Raw genomic sequence first — 24,904 nt, forward strand, 5'->3', positions numbered from 1 at the left:
GGTTGATAGGCCAGATATGGAAGCCGGGTGACCGGTGGAGTTGACTGGTACTAATAGGCCGAGGGCTTGTCCTCAGTTGCTCGCGTCCACTGTGTAGGTTCTGAAGTAACGAACTGTGTTGTTGCCGGTTTGTTTTCTTCATAGTGTTTCGGTGGTCATTGCGTTAGGGAAACGCCCGGTTACATTCCGAACCCGGAAGCTAAGCCTTTCAGCGCCGATGGTACTGCAGGGGGGACCCTGTGGGAGAGTAGGACGCCGCCGAACAATTTTTAGCCTCGGTCCCGAGTATCGGAAGATACTCGGGACCGAGGCTTTTTTATTTTTCCTGGCCGGGGATGCCGGCGGCGCTGGCGAGCTCCACGTCGAGGGCCTCGCGGCGGATGCGCTGGTCCACGTAAATGAGCGCGGTGATACCCGCGGCGATGGGCAGGGTGATGGTCGAGCCGATGACCCCGCCGATGCCGATGACCACCAGGAACGTCCAGCTGACGGTGGCGGATTCGCCCGACAGCCAGTCCATCGCGTTGTCTCCGCCGACAGCCATGCCGACGAGGCTGGTCGGGACCTCGATGACGGCGGAGATGACGACGGCGATGAGCAGCGCGAGGAGTTGGATGCCGAGCACTCGCCACCACGCGCCGCGTACGAGTTTGGCGGAGCGGCGCATGGCGGCGCCGATTCCCCGCTTCTCCAGCATCAGGGCGGGTGCGGCGAGGCTGTAGCGGATCCAGAGCCACAGGGCGGCGACCGCCGCGGCGAGCCCGCCCAGCATGGCCAGTGCGGCGCCTTCGTCCTCCGCTCCGGTCGCGATGAGCAGAAGACCCGGCGCCAGGCCGGCGGTGAGGGTCAAGGCCACGAGCGCGGGCATCAGGAGCAGCAGTCCGCAGAGCTGGAGGAGGCGCGGCCGGGCGTCGCGCCACGCTTCCCCGAGGGACACCGGCCGTCCCAGCACGGCCCGGCCGATCACGACGGTCAGCAGGGCCGTGGTGACGAGCGTGCCGAGGATTCCTGCCGCCAGGGGGACCGCACTGCTCTTCATCGCCTGGCCGAGGTCGCCCAGCGTCTCTCGCAGGGTCTGGTCCGGGTTGTTGCCGAGCGCGTCGAGCCCGTTCGCGTCCCGGAACCACAGGCCGGTGGCCGCCGTGGTCACGCCCTGGGCGACGAGGGCGACGACAAGGGAGACGCAGAGCACCGGCCGCCAGTGGGCGCGCACGGTGGACACCGCCCCGTCGAGGATCTCGCCGACGCTCAGGGGGCGCAGCGGGATGACTCCGGGCCGGGCCGCGGGCGGCGGCTGTGTCCAGCCGTGCCCCCAATTCCCGTACGAGGCGGGGCCGGCGGGACCGGTCGGCGGGGTGGGTGGCGGTGCGGGGGCGTTTCCGGGATGTGCCGTCCAGTGTCCTGCGGGCGGTTGTCGCTCCGCCCACTTCGCGCCCCACTCGGGCCCGTCCGTCACGCTGTCGTCCACTGCGGGACGGTCAGGACCGGGCTGGTCGGGCAGGGCTGGGGCCTGGCCGTCGGCGGTGCCCTTCGGCCGGCCGTGCCGGGTGTGCTGGTCCGGCTCGTCGGAAGGGGACGGTCCGGGCGGTGCCCAGCCCGGAGAGTCGTTCATCGTCGCTCCGTAAGGTCGTTCGGCGGGCTGTCGCGGGTGCGGCGGTGGCCGGTGGGCTGTCATCGTGCCACGGTGTGTCCGGTCGGGCGGTGGGCGCGGAGCGTGGCGGACCACTTCAATACTTGGGGTCGTAGAGGGCAGACTGGACGGATGGCTGATCAGCACTCAGCGGCTGGGGACACCGCCGCACCGCCCGTCGCCCTCGCCCTTCGGTGGGAGGAACCGCCGGAAGGCCCCGTGCTGGTGATCCTCGACCAGACGCGACTTCCGGCGGAGGAGGTCGAGTTGGTGTGCACGGATGTGCCGGCGCTGGTGGAGGCGATCCGTTCGCTCGCCGTCCGCGGCGCCCCGCTGCTCGGCATCGCCGGGGCCTACGGGGTCGCCCTCGCCGCGGCGCGCGGCTTCGATGTGGACGACGCGGCGGAGTCGCTCGCGCACGCCCGGCCCACGGCCGTGAACCTGGGCTACGGGGTGCGCCGTGCCGCGGCCGCGTACCACGCGGCGGCCCAGGGCGGGGCGGACGCCGGGCAGGCCGCGGCCCTCGCCGAGGCCCGCGCGCTGCACCGGGAGGACGCCGAGGCGAGCGACCGGATGGCCGGGCACGGCCTGGCCCTCCTTGGCGAGCTGCTGCCCGCCGGCGGCTACCGCATCCTGACGCACTGCAACACCGGCGCGCTGGTCTCCGGGGGCGGGGGCACCGCCCTGGCGGTGGCCGCTGCGGTGCACCGGGCCGGGCAGCTGCGGCGGCTGTGGGTGGACGAGACCCGCCCGCTGCTTCAGGGCGCGCGACTGACCGCGTACGAGGCGGCCCGCGCGGGCATGGCGTACACGCTGCTGACCGACAACGCGGCGGGCTCGCTGTTCGCCGCGGGGGAGGTGGACGCGGTGCTGATCGGCGCGGACCGGATAGCCGCGGACGGCTCGGTGGCCAACAAGATCGGCAGCTATCCGCTCGCGGTGCTGGCCCGCTATCACCATGTGCCTTTCGTCGTCGTTGCCCCGATCACCACGGTTGACCTGGCCACCGCGGACGGTGCGTCGATCGAGGTGGAGCAGCGCCCCGGGCATGAAGTGACGGACATCACACTGCCTTATGCTCCGGCCGCTGGGGCGCAGGCGGGCACCGGAATACCGGTCGCTCCGCTGGGCACGCAGGCCTACAACCCGGCTTTCGACGTCACGCCACCGGAGTTGGTGACGGCCATCGTCACCGAGCGCGGGGTCGTTTCGCCCGTCACCGCGGCCGGTATCGCGGAACTGTGCGCCAGGTCACGATCGGGTAATGGGATGATGTCGATATGAAGGGACGCGTCCTTGTCGTCGACGACGACACCGCACTGGCAGAGATGCTCGGCATCGTGCTGCGCGGCGAAGGCTTTGAACCGTCGTTCGTGTCGGACGGCGACAAGGCTCTTGCCGCTTTCCGCGAGACCAAGCCGGATCTGGTACTGCTCGATCTCATGCTCCCCGGGCGGGACGGAATCGAGGTGTGCCGGCTGATCCGGGCCGAGTCCGGGGTGCCGATCGTCATGCTGACCGCCAAGAGCGACACGGTCGATGTGGTGGTCGGGCTCGAGTCCGGGGCGGATGACTACATCGTCAAGCCGTTCAAGCCGAAGGAGCTGGTGGCGCGGATCCGGGCGCGGCTGCGGCGCTCGGAGGAGCCGGCGCCGGAGCAGCTGGCCATCGGCGATCTGGTGATCGACGTGGCCGGGCACTCGGTGAAGCGGGACGGCCAGTCGATAGCGCTGACGCCGCTGGAGTTCGATCTGCTGGTAGCGCTGGCGCGCAAGCCATGGCAGGTCTTCACCCGTGAGGTGCTGCTCGAGCAGGTGTGGGGCTACCGGCATGCCGCCGACACCCGGCTGGTCAATGTGCATGTGCAGCGGCTGCGCTCGAAGGTCGAGAAGGACCCGGAGCGCCCCGAGATCGTGGTGACCGTGCGCGGCGTCGGTTACAAGGCCGGGCCCAGCTGAGATGCCGGAGGTCGGCTCGGGCCCGCCTCCTGCCGACAGGCCGGAGGATGGGGCCCCGGAGGGAGCGCGTCCGGGGCCGCCTGTCGACCCGGCGGGTGAGATACCGCTGCTGCGGCGGTTGTGGAGCGGTGGGCAGCTGCTGCCCGACGGGGCGTCGGGCGGCCCCGCGCATCCGTTGATCCGGTTGCTCGGGCGGTGGGTGCGCCGTCCGCTGCTGCCCGCTGCCCGGCTGTGGCGGCGCAATATCCAGCTGCGGGTGGTCGCGACCACCCTGCTGATGTCGCTCGGTGTGGTGCTGCTGCTCGGCCTGGTCGTGATCGGGCAGGTGCGCAACGGGCTGCTGGACGCCAAGCGGCACGCCGCGCAGGGCCAGGCCACCGGCGGGTTCCAGGTCGCCGAGCAGACGGCGGACCGCGACAGCGACAGCCATGACGGGGACGGGGCTCCCGACACCGGCGGCCGGGGCGGCCAGGACGCCCGCAGCTGGCTGAACCAGTTGGTGGAGCAGTTGGCAAGCGGCGGCAAGGGCGCGTACTCGGTGGTGGCGCTCAGCTCCGCCTCGGGCGAGACACCCCGTATCGTCAGCCGCGGGGCGCGCGTTTCCGGCGATGTCAGGCAGGACAGCGTCCCGGCCGAGCTGCGCAAGAAGGTGGACGAGGGACGGGCCACGACGTACGAGCAGTACGGCCGGATCCTGCACGACAGGTCGGAGCGGTCCGAGGCCGCGCTGATCATCGGCAAGCGGCTCGACGACAACCACGGCGACCCGTACCAGCTCTACTACCTCTTCCCGTTCACCCAGGAGGAGAAGTCGCTGAGCCTGGTGAAGGGGACGCTGGCGACGGCCGGGGTGTTCGTGGTGGTGCTGCTGGGCGCCATCGCCTGGGTGGTGGTCCGGCAGGTGGTCACTCCGGTGCGGATGGCCGCCGGGATCTCCGAGCGGCTGGCCGCCGGTCTGCTTCAGGAGCGGATGAAGGTCACCGGGGAGGACGACATCGCGCGCCTCGGCGAGTCGTTCAACAAGATGGCGCAGAACCTCCAGGTCAAGATCCAGCAGCTGGAGGAGCTGTCCCGGATGCAGCGCCGCTTCGTCTCGGATGTCTCCCATGAGCTGCGGACGCCGCTGACGACCGTACGGATGGCGGCGGACATCATCCATGACTCGCGCGAGGACTTCGACCCGGTCACGGCGCGCTCCGCGGAGCTGCTGTGGGGCCAGGTCGACCGGTTCGAGTCGCTGCTGGCGGATCTGCTGGAGATCAGCCGGTTCGACGCGGGCGCGGCGGCCCTGGACGCCGAGCCGATCGATCTGCGCGATGTGGTGACCCGGGTGGTGGACGGGGCCGAGCCGCTGGCCGATGCCAAGGGCACCCGGATCGTGGTGCGGGGCGCCGAGCAGCCGGTGATGGCGGAGGCGGACGCGCGCCGTGTGGAGCGGGTGCTGCGCAATCTCGTGGTCAACGCCGTGGAGCACGGCGAGGGCCGGGATGTGATCGTGCGGCTCGCCGCGGCGGGCGGGGCGGTCGCGGTCGCGGTGCGCGACTACGGCGTGGGGCTCAAGCCGGGCGAGGCGACGCGGGTGTTCAACCGCTTCTGGCGGGCCGATCCGGCGCGGGCCCGTACGACGGGCGGCACGGGACTCGGTCTGTCGATCGCGGTGGAGGACGCGCGGCTGCACGGCGGCTGGCTCCAGGCGTGGGGCGAGCCCGGGGGCGGCTCGCAGTTCCGGCTGACCCTGCCGCGTACCGCGGGCGACACGCTGCGTGGCTCGCCGATCCCGCTGGAGCCCGAGGACTCCCGGCGCGGCCGCGCCGCGGTCAAGGGCACAGAGGCTTCGGGCGAGGCGGAGGTGGTTTCGGCGAGCGCGGAGAAGCGGACGGCGTCCGTACCGGCGCAGCCGAAGTCCGGGCTGCCCGGCCCCGACCGGCCGCTGCCCCCCAGCGGCGCCGGTGTGCCCGCGCCGACGGCCGACCCCACGGCGCTGCCGGGCAACGGCGCCCGGGTGGTGCCCCGGGGCGCCGCGCAGGGCGCCCCGCCGCGCCCGCACAGCGCGCACCAGGGCGCGGCCGATCCGGCATCGACGACACCGACCGAACGGGAGGGCCGCCCCCGTGGGCGCTGACCGCCACCGCCTCCGCCGTACGCCCCGGCTGCTGGGCGCGCCCGCGCTGCTCGCCTGCGGCGCGCTGCTGCTCACCGGCTGCGCCTCGATGCCCGACAGCGGGGATGTGCGCCGGGTCGACTCGTCGCCGCGTACGGACGTCGATACGCAGGTGCGGGTGTACGGGGTGAGCCCGGGCAAGGGTGAGCAGCCCACCGAGCTTGTCAACGGCTTCCTGGAGGCGACGACCAGCAGTGAGGAGGACCTGGCCACCGCCAAGGAGTATCTGACCAGGGGCGCCGCCCGGCGGTGGGCACCGTTCGCCGAGACGACCGTGCTCGCACAGCCGCCGGAGGTGCGGGTGGAGGCCGACCCGGGGGACCGGGACGGCGACGGGCGGACGGTGGTGCTCTCCGGCAAGCGGATCGCCAAGGTGGACGCCACGCACGCGTACCGGCCCTCCGAGGGCGATTACGTGGAGCGCATCCATCTGTCGAAGGTCGGGTCGGAGTGGCGGATCGACCGGCTGCCGGGCGGTCTGGTGCTGGGCGAGCCCGATTTCCAGCGCATCTATGCGTCGGTCAACAAGTACTACTTCGCCGAGCTGGGGCCGGACGCCGGGAACTCGCGGGTGGGGCAGGACGTGCTGGTCGCCGACCCGGTCTATCTGCGGCGGGACGTCGACCCGGCCTCGGCGGCCGTGAAGGCCCTGCTGGACGGGCCGACGAGCTGGCTGGACCCGGTGGTCAGCACCTCCTTCCCGGCCGGTACGAACCTGGTCCGCCGGGACGGGAAACTGACGCCGGACAGCTCGAACACGCTGAAGGTGCGGCTGGGCGACCGGGCGTCGCACGTCGGTGGGGCGCGCTGCGCCCGGATGGCCGCGCAGCTGCTGTTCACGGTCCAGGGCCTGGGGCAGGGGTCGGCGGGGGTCGGCAGCGTACGGCTGGAGCGGCAGGACGGCGCCGAGCTGTGCTCGCTGTCCCGCGACGGCGCGCGCTCCTACGCCCCCGAGCAGGTCTACGGCCGGGGGGATCACCAGTACTTCGTGGACGCCGACCACCGGGTGGTCCGGCTGTCCGACGAGGCGCGGCAGCCGCAGGCCGTGCCGGGGCCGTTCGGGGAGGACAGCATCGGCCTCGGGTCGGTGGCGGTGTCCCGGGACGAGCGGCTGGCCGCTGGGGTCACCGAGGACGGCCGCACGCTGTATGTGACCGAGCTGAGGTCCGGCGCCGAGCGCGGCGCGGCGCTGCTGCGCCTCCAGGGCGGCGGCGCGCAGGGTGGGCTGTCGGCGCCGAGCTGGGACGGCCTCGGCGGCCTGTGGGTGGCCGACCGGAGCGCGCAGCGGCCCCGGCTGCTGCGGCTGCGCGAGGGCGTGGAGAAGGCGGACGAGGTCCGGCTGCCGGATCTGAAGGGTGGCGTGATCGAGTCGCTGCGGATGTCCGCGGACGGCACCCGGATCGCGATGCTGATCAAGCGGGGCGGGCATACGACGCTCCAGCTCGGCCGCGTCGAGCGGGCGGGCAGGGGGCACCTCCCAGCGGTAGCTGGGGGAGAGGCCGCTCCCGAGCTGTCGGTGCGGGGTCTTCACCCGGTTTCCCCGCGGCTGGAGGACGTGGACGCGGTGTCGTGGGCCGGGGGCAGTCGGCTGGTGGTCGCGGGCCGTGAGTCGGGCGGGGTGCAGCAGCTCCAGTACGTCGAGACGGACGGCTCGCCGGCCGATGTCCCGGCGGTGCCGGGGCCGAACGGGGTGGCTGCGGTCGCGGCGTTCGAGGACAAGAACCGGCCGCTGATCGCCGAGACGACGAATGACGGGATCGTGCGGCTGATGCCGAACACGGACTGGAAGACCGTGGCCAAGGAAGGGTCGGTTCCGGTCTATCCGGGGTAGCGCTGGTGTCCGCCCGGAGCGTCATCCCGTCTGTTCGGGATGGCGCTCCTGGCGTTTTCCGTCACCTGGAGGGGCACCTTTTCACCCGGATGGACCTTGGTCGGGCCCTGGTTATCCACAGGGTTTTCCACAGGGGTGGCGGGTCCGGGCGGGTGACGGGACAGTGGGCGCATGTGGATGTGGTGGCAGGAGATCGCCGGGCTGGTGCTGCCGGCCGACTGCGCGGGGTGCGGCCGGGCGGGCGGCGCGCTGTGCGGGCGGTGCGCGGCGGCGCTGTGCGGGGCGCGGGCGCGGCGCGTGCGGCCCGGCCCGCCCCCGCCGGGGCTGCCGCCGGTCCATGCGGCGGTGGCCTACGAGGACGAGGCAAGAGCCGTGCTGCTCGCGCACAAGGAGCGGGGCGAGCTGAGGCTGGCGGCGGCGCTGGGCGAGGCGCTGGCGGGGGCGGTGGAGGCGGCCTGTCCCCGGCGTCGTGAGGTTGAGGGTTCGTGGGCTCCGTCCGGTGACGGCCGGCCGCTGCTGCTGGTGCCGGTGCCCTCGGCGCGGCGGGCGGTGGCGGCGCGCGGCCATGACCCGGCCCGGCGCATCGCGCTGGCGGCGGCGGGGGTGCTGCGGCGCGGCGGGCGGCGCGCGCGGGTGCTGCCGGTGCTGCGGCAGCGGCGGGCGGTGGCCGATCAGGCGGGGCTGGACGCGCGGCGGCGGCTGGCGAACCTCACCGGGGCGCTGGGCGCGGCGCCGGGCTGCGGGCGGCTGCTGGCCGAGGGGCGCGTGGTGCTGGTGGACGATCTGATGACCACGGGGGCGTCGCTGGCGGAGGCCGCGCGGGCGGTGCGGGCGGCGGGCGCCCCGGTCGCCGGGGCCGCCGTCGTGGCGGCGGCGGGGCGCTCATTTCCCGCGGGCGCGGGCGTTCGTTTACCGCCGCCGCGGCGGCGACGCCAAGCGGAACTGAATACGAACGCGCATCGTTGCTGATGATAAGCGGACGTAAACACCTGATCGGAGGTACGTGCCGGTAGGGGGTGCCGACTTCCGGCCGGGCGAGCTATGTTCGGTTGTGAGGAACAGCGAGTGCAATGGCTCGCATTATCCGCTTGGCGTGCTTCGTGTGCCTTTTCGCTTTTGTTGACAAGAAGGGGTGGCGATCTTGGCCATCGGGGAGGAGGAGGTGAAAGCCGCCAGGCAGCAAGCTCCGGAGAAATTCCGGAGCCCAGTGCACAACGGATGAGCTCCGGCTGAGACGGAGCGACCCGGGAACGGAGTTCTGCGTGGACATCGTCGTCAAGGGCCGTAAAACAGAGGTGCCCGAGCGGTTCCGGAGGCACGTGGCCGAGAAGCTGAAGCTGGAGAAGATCCAGAAGCTCGACGGCAAGGTGATCAGCCTGGACGTCGAGGTGTCCAAGGAACACAACCCCCGGCAGGCCGACCGCTGCGACCGAGTGGAGATCACCCTCCGTTCCCGTGGTCCGGTGATCCGGGCGGAGGCCGCCGCCGCCGATCCGTACGCAGCGCTTGACCTGGCCGCCGGCAAGCTGGAAGCGCGCATGCGCAAGCAGCACGACAAGCGTCACACGCGCCGTGGCAACGGCCGCATCCCCGCCAGCGACGTGGCCGTGACCGTGCCGAACGCGGCCCGGATCAACGGCCATGGGGAAATCGCCGCCCAGCGCACGTCGGATACCGTCCCCACCACCAGGATGGGGCCGCTGGAGGTCCAGGGCGAAGGTCCCCTGGTGGTCCGGGAGAAGACCCACGCCGCCGCCCCCATGACGCTCGACCAGGCGCTCTATGAGATGGAGCTGGTGGGGCACGACTTCTATCTGTTCGTCGACTCCGACACCGGCCAGCCCAGCGTCGTCTACCGGCGCCATGGCTATGACTACGGGGTCATCCACCTCAAGCCCGAGGCGTTCGTCGGGGAGGAGCCCGGCGGCGCCGGCGGCGCACTGGGAGGCTGACCAGGACGGGCGGGACCGTGCGGCGGGCGTGCCGCACGGTCCCGCTGTGGTGCGGGGGACGCCGCTCCCACGGCGGCGCGGGGGGTCGCATCCGGCGTGGTGCCCCTGAGCACCCATGCGCCCCCGGGGCACCATCGTGCGACCACGGCGGCACCACACCGTCCGCCAGGCATGAAATCATGGCTCAGCGGCCAACCCTCGTATCGAGAAGACCGGTTGATGCCGCCGTATATAGCAGCATGCACAGCAAAGTGCGGAGAGCAGGGCCATGGCCTTCAGGGGGAGGAACGATGGCGGACAGCTTCGGGCCCGCGACCGACGGCGATGACCACGGCGTCGGAGCGGAGAGGGGCGAGCCGCGCGGCGAGCCGCGCAAGGAGCCGATTCGGGTCCTCGTGGTGGACGATCATGCGCTCTTCCGGCGCGGACTGGAGATCGTCCTGGCCCAGGAGGAGGACATCCAGGTCGTCGGCGAGGCGGGGGACGGCGCCGAGGCCGTGGACAAGGCGGCCGATCTGCTGCCGGACATCGTGCTGATGGATGTGCGGATGCCCAAGCGCGGCGGGATCGAGGCGTGCACCTCCATCAAGGAGGTGGCGCCGAGCGCGAAGATCATCATGCTGACGATCAGCGACGAGGAGGCGGACCTCTACGACGCGATCAAGGCGGGCGCCACCGGCTATCTCCTCAAGGAGATCTCGACCGACGAGGTGTCCACCGCGATCCGGGCGGTGGCCGACGGCCAGTCCCAGATCAGTCCGTCGATGGCGTCCAAGCTGCTGACCGAGTTCAAGTCGATGATCCAGCGCACCGACGAGCGGCGGCTGGTGCCCGCGCCCCGGCTGACCGATCGGGAGCTGGAGGTGCTCAAGCTCGTGGCCACGGGCATGAACAACCGCGACATCGCCAAGGAGTTGTTCATCAGCGAGAACACCGTGAAGAACCATGTCCGCAACATCCTGGAGAAGCTCCAACTGCACTCCAGGATGGAGGCCGTGGTCTACGCGATGCGGGAGAAGATCCTCGAGATCAGGTGAACGCGATCGGTTGAGCGATCAGCTGGGCGAGCGGGCGAGCGGTGAGCGGTCAGGAGATGGTCAGGCGACCGCCGCCGTGAGCGCGGCGCCGAGCTCCGGGCTGTCGACGCGCTCGATCCGCACGGACTCGCAGCCCACCCACCCGGCCGCCTCCAGCAGCGCCTCGGCCATGGGCGCCACGGCCTTGGGCCCCTCCAGGGACACCTGCCGGGCCACCAGGGTCTTCCCCTCGCGGGCCGGGTCGACGCGGCCGAGCAGCCGCCCGCCCGCCAGCAGCGGCATGGCGAAATAGCCGTGGACCCGCTTGGGCTTGGGCACATACGCCTCGAGCCGGTGGGTGAAGCCGAAGATCCGCTCCGTGCGGGCGCGATCCCATATCAGGGAGTCGAAGGGCGACAGCAGCGTCGTGCGATGCCGGCCGCGCACCGGGGTGGCCAGCGCCTCCGGGTCCGCCCAGGCCGGCTTGTCCCAGCCGGCCACCGTCACCGGCACCAGACCCGAATCCGCGATCACCGCGTCCACCTGCTCAGCCTTCAGCCGGTGGTAGTCGGCGATGTCCGCGCGGGTGCCGACCCCCAGGGCCTGCCCGGCGAGCCCCACCAGCCGCCGCAGGCACTCCGCGTCGTCCAGCCCGTCATGGAGCAGATCGCCCGGCACGGCGCGCTCGGCCAGGTCGTACACCCGCTTCCAGCCGCGCCGCTCGACGCACACCACCTCGCCGTACATCAGCGCCCGCTCCACGGCGACCTTGGCGGCCGACCAGTCCCACCACGGGCCGCCGTTCTTGGCGCCGCCCAGCTCCGTCGCGGTCAGCGGGCCGTCCTCGCGCAGCCGCTTGACGACCGTCTCGTACGCCCCGTCCGGCAGCTCGTGGTACCAGTGCGGGCGGCCGCGGTAGGCCCGGCGACGGAAGGCGAAGTACGGCCACTCCTCGATCGGCAGCACACAGGCGGCGTGCGACCAGTACTCAAAGGCGTGGGTCTCGGTCCAGTACGCCGATTCGACCGCCGCCCGGCCGACCGCGCCGAGCCGCGCGTAGGGAATCAGCTCATGGGAGCGGGCCAGCACCGAGATGGTGTCCAGCTGCACCGCCCCCAGATGGCGCAGCACCCCTCGCACCCCGGCCCGCCGGTCCGGCGCGCCGAGCAGCCCCTGGGCGCGCAGCGCGATCCGCCGCGCCTCGTCTGCGGAGAGGGCCACCTCGGGCCTGGGGCGGGACGCGGGCCCGGACGCTGCAATCGTCATGCCGGACACCGTACGGGGTGCCACTGACAACGCGGGCCCGCCGCGGTCGGCACCCCCGCTCAGGCGGGGTCCCGGGCTCAGGCGGGGGCCCGGGGGTCAGGCGGGGTCCGCGACCGCCGGCCGCTCGGGCGCGGGCAGATACGGCGTCGCCTGTGGCAGCCCCCAGTCCGAGGGCAGCACCGCGCCCCGCCAGGCGTCCCGCCGGGTCCCGTTGTGCACGATCCGCGCCCGGTCGATCCCCTCCATCCGGAACCCCGCCGCCAGCGCCACCGCCCGCGAGCCCTCGTTGCCGACCTGGGCGCACCACTCCAGCCGCTCCACCCCCAGCCCCGTGAAGGCCCACTCGACCACCGCCCGCGCCGCCTCGCCGGTGTACCCGCGCCGCCGCTGCTCCGGCACCGTCCAGTAGCCCAGCTCCGCCTGGCGCTCCTCGGTGCGCAGCTGGGCCAGGCGCACCAGGGCCATGGAGCCGACGAGGGCGCCGCCGTCCCGGGTGATCACGGCGAAGCGGTAGGTGATGTCGTCCCGCCACTCCTCCGGGCAGATCTGCCGGACGAATTCCTCGGCGTCCGCGCGCCGGTACGGGGTGGGCACGGGGGTCCAGCGCCGGATCTCCGGGTCCTGACAGGCGGCGTGCACCGCCTCGGCGTCCGAGGGTCCGAAGGGGCGCAGCAGCAGGCGCTCGGTGGTGAGGGTGACAGGATCCATATGCCCGAGTCTGGGACGTGGCCCAGGCGCCCGCGAGCGTTTCTCGCGTTCAGGGGCACCTCAGAGGCCCCTCGTACGTTGACACGGAGAGGTGACACCGGTTCCTCGTAGTGACGGACCTCCCGGCGTGGTGGGGTCCTGTCTTACGATGGCCGTTGCGGCGGGGCCTGCGCCCCTCGATAATGCCGCGCCAGCGCACCCGACCGTGCCAGGCCCGACCGGCAAGGAGTCAGCCTACGTGTCCGTCCTCAACAAGCTCATGCGTGCAGGCGAAGGAAAGATCCTGCGCAAGCTGCACCGCATCGCGGACCAGGTCAATTCCATCGAAGAGGACTTCGTCGACCTCTCCGACGCCGAGCTCCGCGCCCTGACTGACGAGTACAAGGAGCGCTACGCCGACGGCGAGACCCTTGACGACCTGATGCCCGAGGCCTTCGCTACGGTGCGCGAGGCGGCCAAGCGGGTGCTCGGGCAGCGCCACTACGACGTCCAGCTGATGGGCGGCGCGGCGCTGCACCTGGGGTATGTGGCCGAGATGAAGACCGGTGAGGGCAAGACCCTCGTCGGCACGCTCCCCGCGTATCTGAACGCGCTGTCCGGCAAGGGCGTCCACCTGATCACGGTGAACGACTACCTGGCCGAGCGCGACTCGGAGTGGATGGGCCGGGTGCACAAGTTCCTCGGCCTCGAGGTCGGCTGCATCCTCGCCAACATGACCCCCGCGCAGCGCCGTGAGCAGTACGCGTGCGACATCACCTACGGCACCAACAACGAGTTCGGCTTCGACTATCTGCGCGACAACATGGCGTGGTCGAAGGACGAGCTGGTGCAGCGCGGCCACAACTTCGCCGTCGTCGACGAGGTGGACTCGATCCTTGTTGACGAGGCCCGTACGCCGCTGATCATCTCCGGCCCGGCCGACCAGGCCACCAAGTGGTACGGCGACTTCGCGAAGCTGGTCACCCGCCTGGCCAAGGGCGAGGCGGCCAACCCGCAGAAGGGCCAGGAGGAGACCGGGGACTACGAGGTCGACGAGAAGAAGCGCACCGTCGGCATCCACGAGTCGGGCGTCACCAAGGTCGAGGACTGGCTGGGGATCGACAATCTGTACGAGTCGGTCAACACCCCGCTGGTCGGCTACCTCAACAACGCGATCAAGGCCAAGGAGCTCTTCAAGAAGGACAAGGACTACGTCGTCATGGACGGCGAAGTCATGATCGTCGACGAGCACACCGGCCGTATCCTCGCCGGCCGCCGCTACAACGAGGGCATGCACCAGGCGATCGAGGCGAAGGAAGGGGTGGACATCAAGGACGAGAACCAGACCCTCGCCACGATCACCCTCCAGAACTTCTTCCGCCTCTACGGCAAGCTCTCCGGCATGACCGGTACGGCGATGACCGAGGCCGCCGAGTTCCACCAGATCTACAAGCTCGGCGTCGTCCCGATCCCGACCCACCGCGCGCTCGCCCGCCTCGACCAGTCCGACCTGATCTACCGCACCGAGGTGGCCAAGTTCGACGCGGTCGTCGAGGACATCGTCGAGAAGCACGAGAAGGGCCAGCCGGTCCTGGTCGGCACCACCTCCGTGGAGAAGTCCGAGTACCTCTCCCAGCAGCTCGCCAAGCGCGGCGTGCCGCACGAGGTGCTCAACGCGAAGCAGCACGACCGTGAGGCTTCGATCGTCGCCCAGGCCGGGCGCAGGGGCGCGGTCACCGTCGCGACGAACATGGCCGGCCGCGGCACCGACATCAAGCTCGGCGGCAACCCCGACGACCTCGCCGAGGCGGAGCTGCGCCAGCGCGGCCTCGACCCGGTCGAGCACGGCGAGGAGTGGGCAGCCGCGCTGCCCGCCGCGCTGGAGAAGGCCGAGGCCGCGGTCAAGGCCGAGTTCGAGGAGGTCAAGGAGCTCGGCGGGCTGTATGTGCTGGGCACCGAGCGCCACGAGTCGCGCCGCATCGACAACCAGCTGCGCGGCCGCTCCGGCCGTCAGGGCGACCCCGGCGAGTCCCGCTTCTACCTCTCGCTCGGCGACGATCTGATGCGGCTGTTCAAGGCGCAGATGGTCGAGCGCGTCATGGCCATGGCCAACGTTCCCGACGAGGTCCCGATCGAGAACAAGATGGTCACCCGCGCGATCGCCTCCGCGCAGTCGCAGGTCGAGCAGCAGAACTTCGAGACCCGTAAGAACGTCCTGAAGTACGACGAGGTGCTCAATCGGCAGCGCGAGGTCATCTACGGCGAGCGCCGCCGCGTCCTGGAGGGCGAGGACCTGCACGAGCACGTGCGCCACTTCATGGACGACACCATCGACGCCTACATCACCGCCGAGACCTCCGAGGGCTTCGCGGAGGAGTGGGACCTGGACCGGCTGTGGGGCGCCTTCAAGCAGCTCTACCCGGTGAAGGCCACCATCGAGGAGCTGGAGGAGGCGGTCGGCGACCGCGCCGGGCTGACCGACGAGTTCATCGCCGAGTCCATCAAGGACGACATCCACGAGCAGTACGAAGCCCGTGAGGAGCAGCTGAGCTCCGACATCATGCGTGAGCTGGAGCGGCGCGTGGTGCTGTCCGTCCTGGACCGCAAGTGGCGCGAGCACCTCTACGAGATGGACTACCTCCAGGAGGGCATCGGCCTGCGTGCGATGGCCCAGAAGGACCCGCTGGTCGAGTACCAGCGCGAGGGCTTCGACATGTTCCAGGCGATGATGGACGGCATCAAGGAGGAGTCCGTCGGCTATCTGTTCAACCTGGAGGTCCAGGTCGAGCAGCAGGTCGAGGAGGTCCCGGTCGAGGAGGGCGAGAAGGCGGCCGAGGCGGCCGGCGACGGCGCGCAGGACGCGGTCCCCGCAGCCGTGACGTCCGGGTCGACCAACGGCCGTCCCGAGATCCACGCCAAGGGCCTGGAGGCCCCCCAGCGCCCGGACCGGCTGCACTTCTCCGCCCCGACGGTGGACGGCGAGGGCGGCATCGTCGAAGGCGACTTCACCAACGGCGACACGCCCCCCGCGCCCCGCTCCGAGTCCGACGGCATGACGCGCGCGGAGCGGCGCAAGGCGAACAAGGGCGGCCGCCGCCGCAAGAAGTAACCGCCACGCCGGCAGACGACGGACGGGCCGGGCCCCACGCGCGAGCAGCGCGCGGGGCCCGGCCCGTCGGCGTTGCGGGCCCCACGCGGCCGCGCCCCGACGCGATCACGGGCCACCCCGTCGCGGGCGGTAGGCCCCCCGGCCGTGCTCGCGCGGCCGGTTCCGGGGTCGCCTGGGCGGGGCCCGTACGCGGGGCCCACGGCGGCGCCGGGCGGGCCGGTACGGGCCGGGCGCCGCCCGGCCGGGCGGCGCCCGGGGGCCCGTCCGGTGGGTCGGCCCCAGGACTGCCCGGCCCGCGGCTTGGGGCCGTCATGGGCCACCCGCCGGGGGCGGTACGGCCAGGCGCCCGGGGTGCGTGGGGCGGGGCCGTACGCGGGGCCCTACGGCTGCGGCGGGCCCGCGTCGCGGGTTCCCCGGGCCGGGGTGCGTGCACGTGCGGTGGCCGGGGTTCGGCTTGCTTGGGCGGGGCCGGGCGGCGTTGCGGGGCCCGTCCGGTTGGTCAGCCCCGGAGCTGCCCGGCCCGCGGCTTGGCGCCGTTATGGGCCACCCGGCCGGGGCCCGTAGAGCGACCGGGGCCCGGCTCCCGGGCACCTGGGCAGGGTCTCGTACGCGGCGCCCACGGCCGCGCCGGGCGAGGTCGCTTCGCCCTCCGCCCCCGGAGTAGCGCCGTGGCTCCGCGGGCCGTGCTCGGCATCGTGGGCGCGGCGGGCTGGAGGCGGGTGCCCGGCTGCCCTGTCGCCCTGCCCGCGTCGCGGGGTCGTGGGGGTTATGCGGTCGGGCCGATGTCGAAGGTGGCGCAGCGCCAGCGGGTGTCGGGGGCGAGTTCGAGGCGGAAGGCGAGCGCGCGGAGCCGGTCGCCGTAGGCGATCCGGGCGAACGCCTCGATGACCCCCTGCCGCGGCTGGTACTCGTCGCAGCGCCGAACGACGGGGGCGCTGTCGCGGGTTTCGGCCGGTCGCAGGGGCGCCTGGGGCGCGAGCTCGATCAGCCGGTCGTAGGCGTCCGGGAGGGTGTGGCCGAGCAGCGTGTGGACCGGGCGCCGCCCGCTCAGGGTGAGCAGCAGCTGATTGGCGAACCAGTAGCGCGGCAGCCGCTCGAGCTCTCTGCGCCGCGCGGCGGCGGCCGCCGTACGCGATACGGACCCGGGACCCGCCGGGCGCCGCGAATCGCGGCGTCGCGGCGGCCCGCTCCGCGCGGGTCCCGTCCGCGCGGGTCCCGTCCGCGCGGGGCCCGCGCCTCGGCCTCCGCTCGTACCGGCTGTGTCGCGCGTCGTGTAGGTCGTCCTGTTCATGCGCCCCGCCGCTCTCCCGGGCCCGGCGAAGATACCGGGCAGTAGCTTGGTCGGCAGACTTCTATCGGCGCCCTTCCGGCAACGGCAAGGAGTGCGCCCCGCTCGCGGCCCGGCCCCCGGGATTCACCTATCCGGGGCGCCCGGGCAACGGCACCCGGGCGCCGACGCCGCGGCGGCCACTGCCCGCCCGAGCCCTGTCACCCCCCTGACCAGGCCGGACGCGCTTCCGGGCGGTGCGGAGCCGGGCGCCCGGCCCGCTCACCCGGGCTCGACCGGCGGCCCGCGCGAGAGCCAGGGCCCGGGGCCGGGATTACCCCCGATGGGGGACAAGGAACCGGGCGGCGCGGGGCACCGGATGCTTCCGTCCGCGGTCCCGGTTGGGCCCGGGGGACGGGGTGTCGAACGTATGCTGGCTGGCAACTACAGGAATTTCAGGAACTCCAGGAAGCGGCAGCCATGCGCGTCTACGTCCCCCTGACCCTCCCCGGTCTCGCCGAGGCGCACAAGGCGGGGGAACTGGGCCCGGCCCCGCTGATCGCCTACGCGGTCACTCCCGCGCTGCGCGAGTGGTACGTCTCCGACGACATCGAGGAACTGGAGTACGCGGCGCTGTCCCGTGCCGCGCAGGCGTCGCTGCGGCATCTGGCGGTGGACCGGCAGGCGCCCCGGCGGCGGGTCGTGGTGGCGGTGGACGTGCCCGACACCGTCGCGGTCGCGGACCCGGACCGGGGGCTCGACCAGTCCGCGCTGGGGGAGGTGCGGCTCGCCCTCCCCGTGCCGCTGGACAAGGCCGCCGCGGTGCACGTGGACTCCGACGAAGCCGAGCGGGATGTCGCCGCCGCGGCCGAGGCGCTGGGCGCGGCGGATGTCGGGGACGACGACGCGCAGTTCACGGTGGACGGCGCGGAGGATCACGAACTGCTGTGGTACGACGCCAAGGAGATCCCCGATCTCGTCGGGTGAGGCCGGGGAGACCAAGGGAGACCAGGTCAGACCGCCCTGTCGGACCCGTTGGGTACGGTCATGAGATGGGCAAGAACGTGACGCACATCGTCTGGGACTGGAACGGCACCCTCTTTCACGACAACGACGCCGTGATCTCGGCGACGAACGCCTCGTTCGCCGAGATCGGGCTGCCTCCGATCACCCTGGAGCGCTACCGCGAGCTGTACTGCGTCCCGGTCCCGCGCTTCTACGAGCGGCTGATGGGGCGGCGGCCCACCGACGTCGAGTGGCAGGCGATGGACGAGGCGTTCCACCGTCACTACTGGGTGCTGGCCGAGAGCGCCGGGCTGGCGCTCGGGGCCAGGCAGCTGCTCGCCGAGTGGCAGGCGGCCGGGCTCACCCAGTCGCTGTGCTCGCTGGCCGAGCACGAGCGGCTGATCCCCCTGGTGCGCACCCACGGCATCGAGCCGCACTTCGTGCGCGTGGACGGGCGCACGGGCCAGAGCGACACGGGCAAGGCGGAGCAGATGGTGCACCATGTCACCGCGCTGGAGGGCGTCACGCCGGACCGCGTCGTGGTGATCGGGGACGCGGTCGACGACGCCGTCGCGGCGCGGCACGCGGGCGCCCGCGCCGTGCTGTACACGGGGGGCTCGCACAGCCGGGCCAGCCTGCTGGCCGCGGGCGTGCCGGTCGTGGACACCCTGGAGGAGGCCGTCGCCGAGGCCGGGCAGCTCGTCGACTGATCAGCCCGCGCCCGCGCCCGCACCCGCGGCCGTACGCGGGAGCACAGCGGCACGGCGGCACGGCGCCCGTGCCTCAGATCACCGGCGCCTTCGCCCGCAGCACCGCCAGGAACTCCCGCATCCACCCCGGATGGTCCGGCCAGGCCCGCGAGGACACCAGCGTGCCGTCGACCACCACCTCCGCGTCCTGGAACTCCGCCCCCGCCGCTTGCATGTCCATCTCCAGCGCCGGATACGCGGTGACCCGCCGCCCGCCGAGCCCGCCGATCGCCGCCGTCAGCAGCGGCCCGTGGCAGATCTGCGCGACCGGCTTGTCCGCGTCGAAGAAGGCCTTGAGGATCTTGCGCAGCTCGGGGTCGTTGCGCAGGTATTCGGGGGCCCGTCCGCCGGGGATCACCAGCGCCGCGTACTGGCCCGGATCGACCTCGGAGAAGGCGAGGTCGGCGGGCCAGGTGTAGCCGGGCTTCTCGGTGTATGTGTCGAAGCCGTCTTCGAAGTCGTGCACCACGAACCGCAGCGTCTTGCGGGCCGGGGCCGCCACATGCACCTCGTAGCCCTCCTCGCGCAGCCGCTGGAGCGGGTAGAGCACCTCCAGGGACTCGGCCGCGTCTCCGGTCACGAGCAGGATCTTCGCAGGCATGCCGCCCACCTCCACAGGTCGTGTCGGCCGGGGCCGTCACGCCGAGCGCCGGACAGGACACACCGAGCGCCGGGCGGGACACGCCGACGGCCGAACAAGCCTCACCAATCACCGTAAAGGTCACAGTGCCCGCGCCGGGCCGCTTTGCCAAGAGACCGCGCGGGACCTGCGTCGCTGTCCACGTCGCTGTCCATAACGTCAAACTTCGAGGCTCGGTTTTGTACACGGACGGCTCATGACGTTCCCCGGGGGAGGGGCGATAGCCTTACTGCGTGATCAGCGCGATAGGCCGTGGGGGCGATGAGGCCCCCGCACCGGTCCCGGATTCCCACCGGGCTCGGGCCGCCGCTGACCGGTGCCGCCTGGGGCCTTGGTCACTTTCGGCCGAGTCCGCCCCGGCCATCCCCCGCACGGGCATATCGTCGTCCCAGACCGGATATCCCGCGTCGCGACGTCATGCCACCGCTATCGATGTCACGCAACGGCGCGCGACAGGAGCCAGAGGACATGCAGACCAAGCTGGACGAAGCCAAGGCCGAGCTGCTCACACGGGCCGCCCGGGTAGCTGAGAGCAGTCCTGCCGGGGGACAGCAACCGGTACAGGGCCCAGGCCCCGAGACTCTGACCGCCTACCTTCAGCACTACTACCAGCACACGCCGCCGGAGGACCTCGCGGGCCGCGACCCGGTCGACGTCTTCGGCGCGGCCCTCTCCCACTACCGCCTGGCCGAGTCGCGCCCGCAGGGCACCGCGAACGTCCGGGTGCACACCCCGACCGTCGAGGAGCACGGCTGGACGTGCAGCCACTCCGTGGTCGAGGTGGTCACCGACGACATGCCCTTCCTGGTCGACTCCGTCACCAATGAGCTGACGCGCCAGGGCCGCGGCATCCACGTCGTCATCCACCCGCAGATCCTGGTGCGCCGCGATCTCACCGGGAAGCTGATCGAGGTGCTGGACGTCTCCCCGGACGGCCGGCCCGAGAAGCTGCCGCACGACGCGGTCATCGAGTCCTGGATCCATGTCGAGATCGACCGCGAGACCGACCGCGGTGACCTCAAGCAGATCAACGCCGATCTGCTGCGCGTGCTCTCCGACGTCCGCGAGGCCGTCGAGGACTGGGAGAAGATGCGCGAGGCGGCGCTGCGCATCGCCGAGGGCCTGCCCGAGGAGCCCACGGCCGGCGAGGTGCGCCCCCAGGAGATCGAGGAGGCCCGCGAGCTGCTGCGCTGGCTGGCCGACGACCACTTCACCTTCATCGGTTTCCGCGAGTACGAGCTGACGCAGGCGCCCACCGAGTCCGGTGGCGAGGAGGACGTGCTGAGCGCGGTGCCCGGCACCGGCCTCGGCATCCTCCGCTCCGACCCGCACCACCGGGACACCGACGAGAGCGCGCACGCCGGGCTGCCCGCGGCCGCCGAGGGCGCCGGGCGCCCCGTCTCGCCGTCGTTCAACCGGCTGCCGGCCGACGCCCGCGCCAAGGCGCGCGAGCACAAGCTGCTGGTCCTCACCAAGGCCAACAGCCGCGCCACCGTCCACCGCCCCTCGTACCTGGACTACATCGGCGTCAAGAAGTTCGACGCCAAGGGCAATGTGATCGGCGAGCGGCGCTTCCTCGGCCTGTTCTCCTCCGCCGCGTACACCGAGTCCGTGCGCCGGGTCCCGGTGATCCGCCGCAAGGTCGAGGAGGTCCTGGAGGGCGCCGGGTTCCAGCCCAACAGCCACGACGGCCGGGATCTGCTCCAGATCCTGGAGACCTACCCGCGCGACGAGCTGTTCCAGACCCCGGTCGACCAGCTGCGGTCCATCGTGACCAGCGTGCTGTACCTCCAGGAGCGCCGCCGGCTGCGGCTGTTCCTGCGTCAGGACGAGTACGGGCGCTACTACTCGGCCCTGGTCTATCTGCCGCGTGACCGCTTCACCACCGAGGTGCGGCTGCGGCTGACCGACATCCTGCTGGAGGAGCTGAACGGCCGGGTACCGGTCGACTTCACCGCTCTGCACACCGAATCGGTGCTCTCCCGGCTGCACTTCGTGGTCCGCGTCCAGGCCGGCACCGAGCTGCCGGACCTCACCGACGCCGATGTGGAGCGCATCGAGGCCCGGCTGGTGGAGGCCGCCCGCTCCTGGGCCGACGGCTTCGCCGAGGCGCTGACCTCCGAGGTCGGCGAGGAGCGCGCCGCCGAGCTGCTCCGCCGCTACCAGCACGCCTTCCCCGAGGGCTACAAGGCCGACCACTCGCCGCGCGGCGCGGTCGCCGACCTCCAGAAGCTGGAGCGGCTGAAGGACAGCGACCGCGACTTCGCGGTCAGCCTGTACGAGCCGGTGGGGGCGGCCCCCGCCGAGCGCCGCTTCAAGATCTACCGGGTCGGCGAGCAGGTCTCGCTCTCCGCGGTGCTGCCGGTCCTCACCCGGCTGGGCGTCGAGGTCGTCGACGAGCGCCCGTACGAGCTGCGCTGCTCGGACCGGACCAGCGCCTGGATCTACGACTTCGGGCTGCGGCTGCCGCGCCATGACGACGGCCTCGCCGACGACGCCCGCGAGCGCTTCCAGAACGCGTTCGCCGCGGTGTGGACCGGGCAGGCGGAGAACGACAACTTCAACGAGCTGGTGCTGGGCGCCGGGCTGACCTGGCGCCAGGCGATGGTGCTGCGCGCGTACGCGAAGTATCTGCGCCAGGCCGGGTCCACCTTCAGCCAGTCGTACATGGAGGACACCCTCCGCACGAATGTGCACACCACGCGGCTGCTGGTGAGCCTGTTCGAGGCGCGGATGTCCCCCGAGCGGCAGCGGGCCGGCACCGAGCTGACCGACGCCCTGCTGGAGGAGCTGGACGCGGCGCTGGACCAGGTGGCCTCGCTGGACGAGGACCGCATCCTGCGCTCCTTCCTCACCCTCATCAAGGCCACCCTGCGCACCAACCACTTCCAGAAGAGCGAGGACGGGCAGCCGCACGCGTACCTGTCCATGAAGCTGGACCCGCAGGCCATCCCCGATCTGCCCGCGCCGCGCCCGGCGTACGAGATCTGGGTCTACTCCCCGCGGGTGGAGGGTGTGCATCTGCGCTTCGGCAAGGTCGCGCGCGGCGGTCTGCGCTGGTCCGACCGGCGTGAGGACTTCCGCACCGAGATCCTTGGCCTGGTCAAGGCGCAGATGGTGAAGAACACCGTCATCGTGCCGGTGGGCGCCAAGGGCGGCTTCGTCGGCAAGCGGCTGCCCGACCCGGCGGTCGACCGGGACGCCTGGCTGGCCGAGGGCATCGCCTCGTACAAGACCTTCATCTCCGGTCTGCTCGACATCACCGACAACATGGTCGGCGGTCAGGTCCAGCCGCCCAAGGACGTCGTCCGCCACGACGGCGACGACACCTACCTGGTGGTCGCCGCCGACAAGGGCACCGCGACCTTCTCCGACATCGCCAACGAGGTCGCCCAGTCGTACGGGTTCTGGCTGGGCGACGCCTTCGCCTCCGGCGGCTCCGCCGGGTACGACCACAAGGGCATGGGCATCACGGCCCGCGGCGCCTGGGAGTCCGTCAAGCGGCACTTCCGCGAGCTGGGCCACGACACCCAGACCGAGGACTTCACGGTGGTCGGCGTCGGCGACATGTCCGGCGACGTGTTCGGCAACGGCATGCTGCTGAGCGAGCACATCCGGCTGGTCGCGGCCTTCGACCACCGCCACATCTTCCTCGACCCCAACCCGGACAGCGCGGTCTCCTACGCCGAGCGCCGCCGCCTGTTCGAGCTGCCGCGCTCCTCGTGGGCCGACTACGACACCTCCCTGCTCTCGCAGGGCGGCGGCGTCCACCCGCGTACCGCCAAGGCCATCCCGATCACCCCGCAGGTGCGGAAGGCCCTGGGCATCGAGTCCCGGGTCGCCAAGATGACCCCGGCCGACCTGATGAAGGCGATCTTCAAGGCCCCGGTCGACCTGCTGTGGAACGGCGGCATCGGCACCTACGTCAAGGCCTCCGCCGAGTCGCACGCCGACGTGGGCGACAAGGCCAACGACGCCATCCGGGTGGACGGCCAGGATCTGCGGGTCAAGGTCGTCGGCGAGGGCGGCAACCTGGGCCTGACCCAGCTGGGCCGGATCGAGTTCGCGCTGAACGGCGGGCGGATCAACACCGACGCGATCGACAACAGCGCCGGTGTGGACACCTCCGACCACGAGGTGAACATCAAGATCCTGCTCAATGAGCTGGTCCGCGAGGGCGATATGACGGTCAAGCAGCGCAACAAGCTGCTGGCCGAGATGACCGACGAGGTCGGCGCGCTGGTGCTGCGCAACAACTACGCCCAGAACGTCGCGCTCGCCAACTCCGCGGCCCAGGCCCCCAGCCTGCTCCACGCCCACCAGCGGGTGATGCGCCGGCTGGGGCGCGAGGGGCGGCTGGACCGTTCGCTGGAGTTCCTGCCCACCGACCGCCAGATCCGGGAGCGGCTGGCCGCCGGGCGCGGGCTGTCCCAGCCCGAACTGGCCGTGCTGCTCGCCTACATCAAGATCACGGTGGCCGAGGAGCTGATCGCCACCGGGCTGCCGGACGACCCGTACCTCCAGCGGCTGCTGCACGCGTACTTCCCGCAGGCGCTGCGCCAGCAGTTCCCCGAGCGTGTCGACGGCCATGCGCTGCGCCGGGAGATCGTCACCACGGTGCTGGTCAACGACACCGTCAACACCGCCGGTACGACCTTCCTGCACCGGATGCGCGAGGAGACCGGCGCCTCCACCGAAGAGGTGGTGCGCGCCCAGACCTCGGCCCGGGTGATCTTCGAGCTGGGCGAGGTGTGGGACGAGGTCGAGTCCCTCGACAACGTCGTCCCGGCCGATATCCAGACCCGGATGCGGCTGCACTCGCGGCGCCTGGTCGAGCGCGGCACCCGCTGGCTGCTCGGCAACCGCCCGCAGCCGCTGGAGCTGGCCGAGACCATCGAGTTCTTCGGCGAGCGGGTCGCGGCGGTCCGCGCCCAGCTGCCCAAGCTGCTGCGCGGCGCGGACGTGGAGTGGTACCAGAAGATCCACGACGAGCTGACCGCCGCCGGGGTGCCGGATGACCTGGCCACGCGGGTGGCGGGCTTCTCCTCCGCCTTCCCGACGCTGGACATCGTGGCCATCGCCGACCGGGTGGGCAAGGAGCCGCTGTCCGTCGCCGAGGTGTACTACGACCTCGCCGACCGGCTGCGGATCAGCCAGCTGATGGACCGGATCATCAACCTGCCGCGCGCCGACCGGTGGCAGTCCATGGCCCGCGCCTCCATCCGCGAGGAGCTGTACGCGGCGCACGCCGCCCTGACCTCCGATGTGCTGTCGGTGGGCGACGGCGGTGCCACGCCCGAGCAGCGCTTCAAGGCCTGGGAGGAGAAGAACGCGTCGATCCTCCAGCGGGCGCGCACCACGCTGGACGAGATTCAGGGGTCGGAGACCTTCGACCTGGCGAATCTGTCCGTCGCCATGCGCACCATGCGCACGCTGCTGCGCAGCCAGCGCTGAGCGGCTCTCAGTAGAGCTGACCGGCACTGAGCCATTTGCCGCGCCGTCCGGGGCCCGCCCCGGGCGGCGCGGCGCGTTTCACGGGGGCTCCTGTCGGCGGCTTCGCGATCTTTTCACCCCAATGTCGCCCTATCGGGCCTATCGGGACGCATCACCCTATAGTGGGCAGACGGTGAGCG

16 protein-coding genes and 1 rRNA gene are annotated in these 24,904 nt (G+C 72.0%); 12 read left to right on the top strand and 5 right to left on the bottom strand.

Annotated features, from left to right (window positions below; all coding sequences use genetic code 11):
* Nucleotides 1-147: 147 nt before the first annotated feature.
* Nucleotides 148-264 (top strand): 5S ribosomal RNA (gene rrf / locus ACH4S9_RS00005).
* A 52-nt stretch (nucleotides 265-316) separates the two neighbouring features.
* Here the strand turns inward: rrf and ACH4S9_RS00010 are convergent.
* Nucleotides 317-1,612, bottom strand: coding sequence for a glycerophosphoryl diester phosphodiesterase membrane domain-containing protein (locus ACH4S9_RS00010; protein WP_398368806.1), 1,296 nt, complete (start codon nucleotides 1,610-1,612; stop codon nucleotides 317-319).
* A gap of 150 nt (nucleotides 1,613-1,762) precedes the next feature.
* On the opposite strand from ACH4S9_RS00010, the gene mtnA reads away from it, so the two are divergent.
* From mtnA to ACH4S9_RS00045, 7 genes are all read left to right on the top strand, one after another.
* The gene (gene mtnA, locus ACH4S9_RS00015; RefSeq protein ID WP_398368808.1) at nucleotides 1,763-2,914 is read left to right on the top strand and encodes an S-methyl-5-thioribose-1-phosphate isomerase; all 1,152 of its coding nucleotides are present in this window, start codon (nucleotides 1,763-1,765) and stop codon (nucleotides 2,912-2,914) included.
* Nucleotides 2,911-3,588 (top strand): two-component system response regulator MtrA, encoded by a 678-nt coding sequence (mtrA, locus tag ACH4S9_RS00020; RefSeq protein WP_014061181.1) that lies wholly within the window; start codon nucleotides 2,911-2,913, stop codon nucleotides 3,586-3,588. Before mtnA ends, mtrA begins: the two co-directional genes overlap by 4 nt.
* Before the next feature lies 1 nt (nucleotide 3,589).
* Nucleotides 3,590-5,710, top strand: coding sequence for an MtrAB system histidine kinase MtrB (gene mtrB / locus ACH4S9_RS00025; RefSeq protein WP_398368810.1), 2,121 nt, complete (start codon nucleotides 3,590-3,592; stop codon nucleotides 5,708-5,710).
* Nucleotides 5,700-7,580, top strand: a complete 1,881-nt coding sequence (locus ACH4S9_RS00030; protein ID WP_398368812.1) for an LpqB family beta-propeller domain-containing protein — start codon at nucleotides 5,700-5,702, stop codon at nucleotides 7,578-7,580. Before mtrB ends, ACH4S9_RS00030 begins: the two co-directional genes overlap by 11 nt.
* A 171-nt stretch (nucleotides 7,581-7,751) precedes the next feature.
* Nucleotides 7,752-8,549, top strand: a complete 798-nt coding sequence (locus ACH4S9_RS00035; RefSeq protein ID WP_398368814.1) for a ComF family protein — start codon at nucleotides 7,752-7,754, stop codon at nucleotides 8,547-8,549.
* Between the two features lie 293 nt (nucleotides 8,550-8,842).
* Nucleotides 8,843-9,532: a ribosome hibernation-promoting factor, HPF/YfiA family gene (gene hpf, locus ACH4S9_RS00040; protein ID WP_311727457.1), complete on the top strand. Its 690-nt coding sequence runs from the start codon at nucleotides 8,843-8,845 to the stop codon at nucleotides 9,530-9,532.
* A gap of 290 nt (nucleotides 9,533-9,822) precedes the next feature.
* Nucleotides 9,823-10,569, top strand: a complete 747-nt coding sequence (locus tag ACH4S9_RS00045; protein ID WP_311727456.1) for a response regulator transcription factor — start codon at nucleotides 9,823-9,825, stop codon at nucleotides 10,567-10,569.
* Nucleotides 10,570-10,629: 60 nt separating this feature from the next.
* On the opposite strand, the gene ACH4S9_RS00050 is transcribed toward ACH4S9_RS00045, so the two are convergent.
* Entirely contained in the window at nucleotides 10,630-11,814 is a 1,185-nt protein-coding gene (locus tag ACH4S9_RS00050) for a winged helix-turn-helix domain-containing protein (RefSeq protein WP_385349580.1), read from the bottom strand.
* A gap of 96 nt (nucleotides 11,815-11,910) precedes the next feature.
* Nucleotides 11,911-12,522 carry a GNAT family N-acetyltransferase gene (locus ACH4S9_RS00055; RefSeq protein WP_358847541.1) on the bottom strand — a complete coding sequence of 204 codons (612 nt, stop codon included), beginning with the start codon at nucleotides 12,520-12,522 and terminating at the stop codon, nucleotides 11,911-11,913.
* Between the two features lie 238 nt (nucleotides 12,523-12,760).
* On the opposite strand from ACH4S9_RS00055, the gene secA reads away from it, so the two are divergent.
* The gene (gene secA, locus ACH4S9_RS00060) at nucleotides 12,761-15,610 is read left to right on the top strand and encodes a preprotein translocase subunit SecA (protein WP_398368818.1); all 2,850 of its coding nucleotides are present in this window, start codon (nucleotides 12,761-12,763) and stop codon (nucleotides 15,608-15,610) included.
* A 766-nt stretch (nucleotides 15,611-16,376) separates the two neighbouring features.
* On the opposite strand, the gene ACH4S9_RS00065 is transcribed toward secA, so the two are convergent.
* Nucleotides 16,377-16,901, bottom strand: a complete 525-nt coding sequence (locus ACH4S9_RS00065) for an Rv3235 family protein (RefSeq protein ID WP_398368820.1) — start codon at nucleotides 16,899-16,901, stop codon at nucleotides 16,377-16,379.
* A 456-nt stretch (nucleotides 16,902-17,357) separates the two neighbouring features.
* Here ACH4S9_RS00065 and ACH4S9_RS00070 point away from each other — a divergent pair, with 456 nt between their 5' ends.
* Together ACH4S9_RS00070 and ACH4S9_RS00075 are read left to right on the top strand one after the other, a co-directional pair.
* Nucleotides 17,358-17,864: a DUF6912 family protein gene (locus ACH4S9_RS00070; protein WP_398368822.1), complete on the top strand. Its 507-nt coding sequence runs from the start codon at nucleotides 17,358-17,360 to the stop codon at nucleotides 17,862-17,864.
* Between the two features lie 65 nt (nucleotides 17,865-17,929).
* Nucleotides 17,930-18,592 carry an HAD family hydrolase gene (locus ACH4S9_RS00075; protein ID WP_398368824.1) on the top strand — a complete coding sequence of 221 codons (663 nt, stop codon included), beginning with the start codon at nucleotides 17,930-17,932 and terminating at the stop codon, nucleotides 18,590-18,592.
* A gap of 73 nt (nucleotides 18,593-18,665) precedes the next feature.
* Here the strand turns inward: ACH4S9_RS00075 and ACH4S9_RS00080 are convergent, their stop codons facing one another.
* On the bottom strand, nucleotides 18,666-19,232 hold the full coding sequence (locus ACH4S9_RS00080) for a DJ-1/PfpI family protein (protein WP_311727449.1): 567 nt from the start codon (nucleotides 19,230-19,232) through the stop codon (nucleotides 18,666-18,668).
* Nucleotides 19,233-19,739: 507 nt separating this feature from the next.
* Between ACH4S9_RS00080 and ACH4S9_RS00085 the strand changes: the two genes are divergently transcribed.
* The gene (locus tag ACH4S9_RS00085; protein ID WP_398368827.1) at nucleotides 19,740-24,725 is read left to right on the top strand and encodes an NAD-glutamate dehydrogenase; all 4,986 of its coding nucleotides are present in this window, start codon (nucleotides 19,740-19,742) and stop codon (nucleotides 24,723-24,725) included.
* The last annotated feature ends 179 nt before the right edge of the window (nucleotides 24,726-24,904 follow it).

Origin of the sequence: Streptomyces sp. NPDC021225 (assembly GCF_044332865.1) — a bacterium.
Classification (GTDB): domain Bacteria; phylum Actinomycetota; class Actinomycetes; order Streptomycetales; family Streptomycetaceae; genus Streptomyces.

Excerpts from the sequence above, each read along its gene's own strand:
- ACH4S9_RS00075 (WP_398368824.1), top strand. The coding sequence starts at position 17,930 with ATGGGCAAGAACGTGACGCACATCGTCTGGGACTGGAACGGCACCCTC.
- ACH4S9_RS00085 (WP_398368827.1), top strand. The coding sequence starts at position 19,740 with ATGCAGACCAAGCTGGACGAAGCCAAGGCCGAGCTGCTCACACGGGCC.
- ACH4S9_RS00070 (WP_398368822.1), top strand. The coding sequence starts at position 17,358 with ATGCGCGTCTACGTCCCCCTGACCCTCCCCGGTCTCGCCGAGGCGCAC.
- ACH4S9_RS00035 (WP_398368814.1), top strand. The coding sequence starts at position 7,752 with ATGTGGATGTGGTGGCAGGAGATCGCCGGGCTGGTGCTGCCGGCCGAC.
- ACH4S9_RS00055 (WP_358847541.1), bottom strand. The coding sequence starts at position 12,522 with ATGGATCCTGTCACCCTCACCACCGAGCGCCTGCTGCTGCGCCCCTTC.
- ACH4S9_RS00045 (WP_311727456.1), top strand. The coding sequence starts at position 9,823 with ATGGCGGACAGCTTCGGGCCCGCGACCGACGGCGATGACCACGGCGTC.
- mtrB (WP_398368810.1), top strand. The coding sequence starts at position 3,590 with ATGCCGGAGGTCGGCTCGGGCCCGCCTCCTGCCGACAGGCCGGAGGAT.
- ACH4S9_RS00010 (WP_398368806.1), bottom strand. The coding sequence starts at position 1,612 with ATGAACGACTCTCCGGGCTGGGCACCGCCCGGACCGTCCCCTTCCGAC.
- ACH4S9_RS00065 (WP_398368820.1), bottom strand. The coding sequence starts at position 16,901 with ATGAACAGGACGACCTACACGACGCGCGACACAGCCGGTACGAGCGGA.
- mtnA (WP_398368808.1), top strand. The coding sequence starts at position 1,763 with ATGGCTGATCAGCACTCAGCGGCTGGGGACACCGCCGCACCGCCCGTC.
- mtrA (WP_014061181.1), top strand. The coding sequence starts at position 2,911 with ATGAAGGGACGCGTCCTTGTCGTCGACGACGACACCGCACTGGCAGAG.
- ACH4S9_RS00080 (WP_311727449.1), bottom strand. The coding sequence starts at position 19,232 with ATGCCTGCGAAGATCCTGCTCGTGACCGGAGACGCGGCCGAGTCCCTG.
- ACH4S9_RS00050 (WP_385349580.1), bottom strand. The coding sequence starts at position 11,814 with ATGACGATTGCAGCGTCCGGGCCCGCGTCCCGCCCCAGGCCCGAGGTG.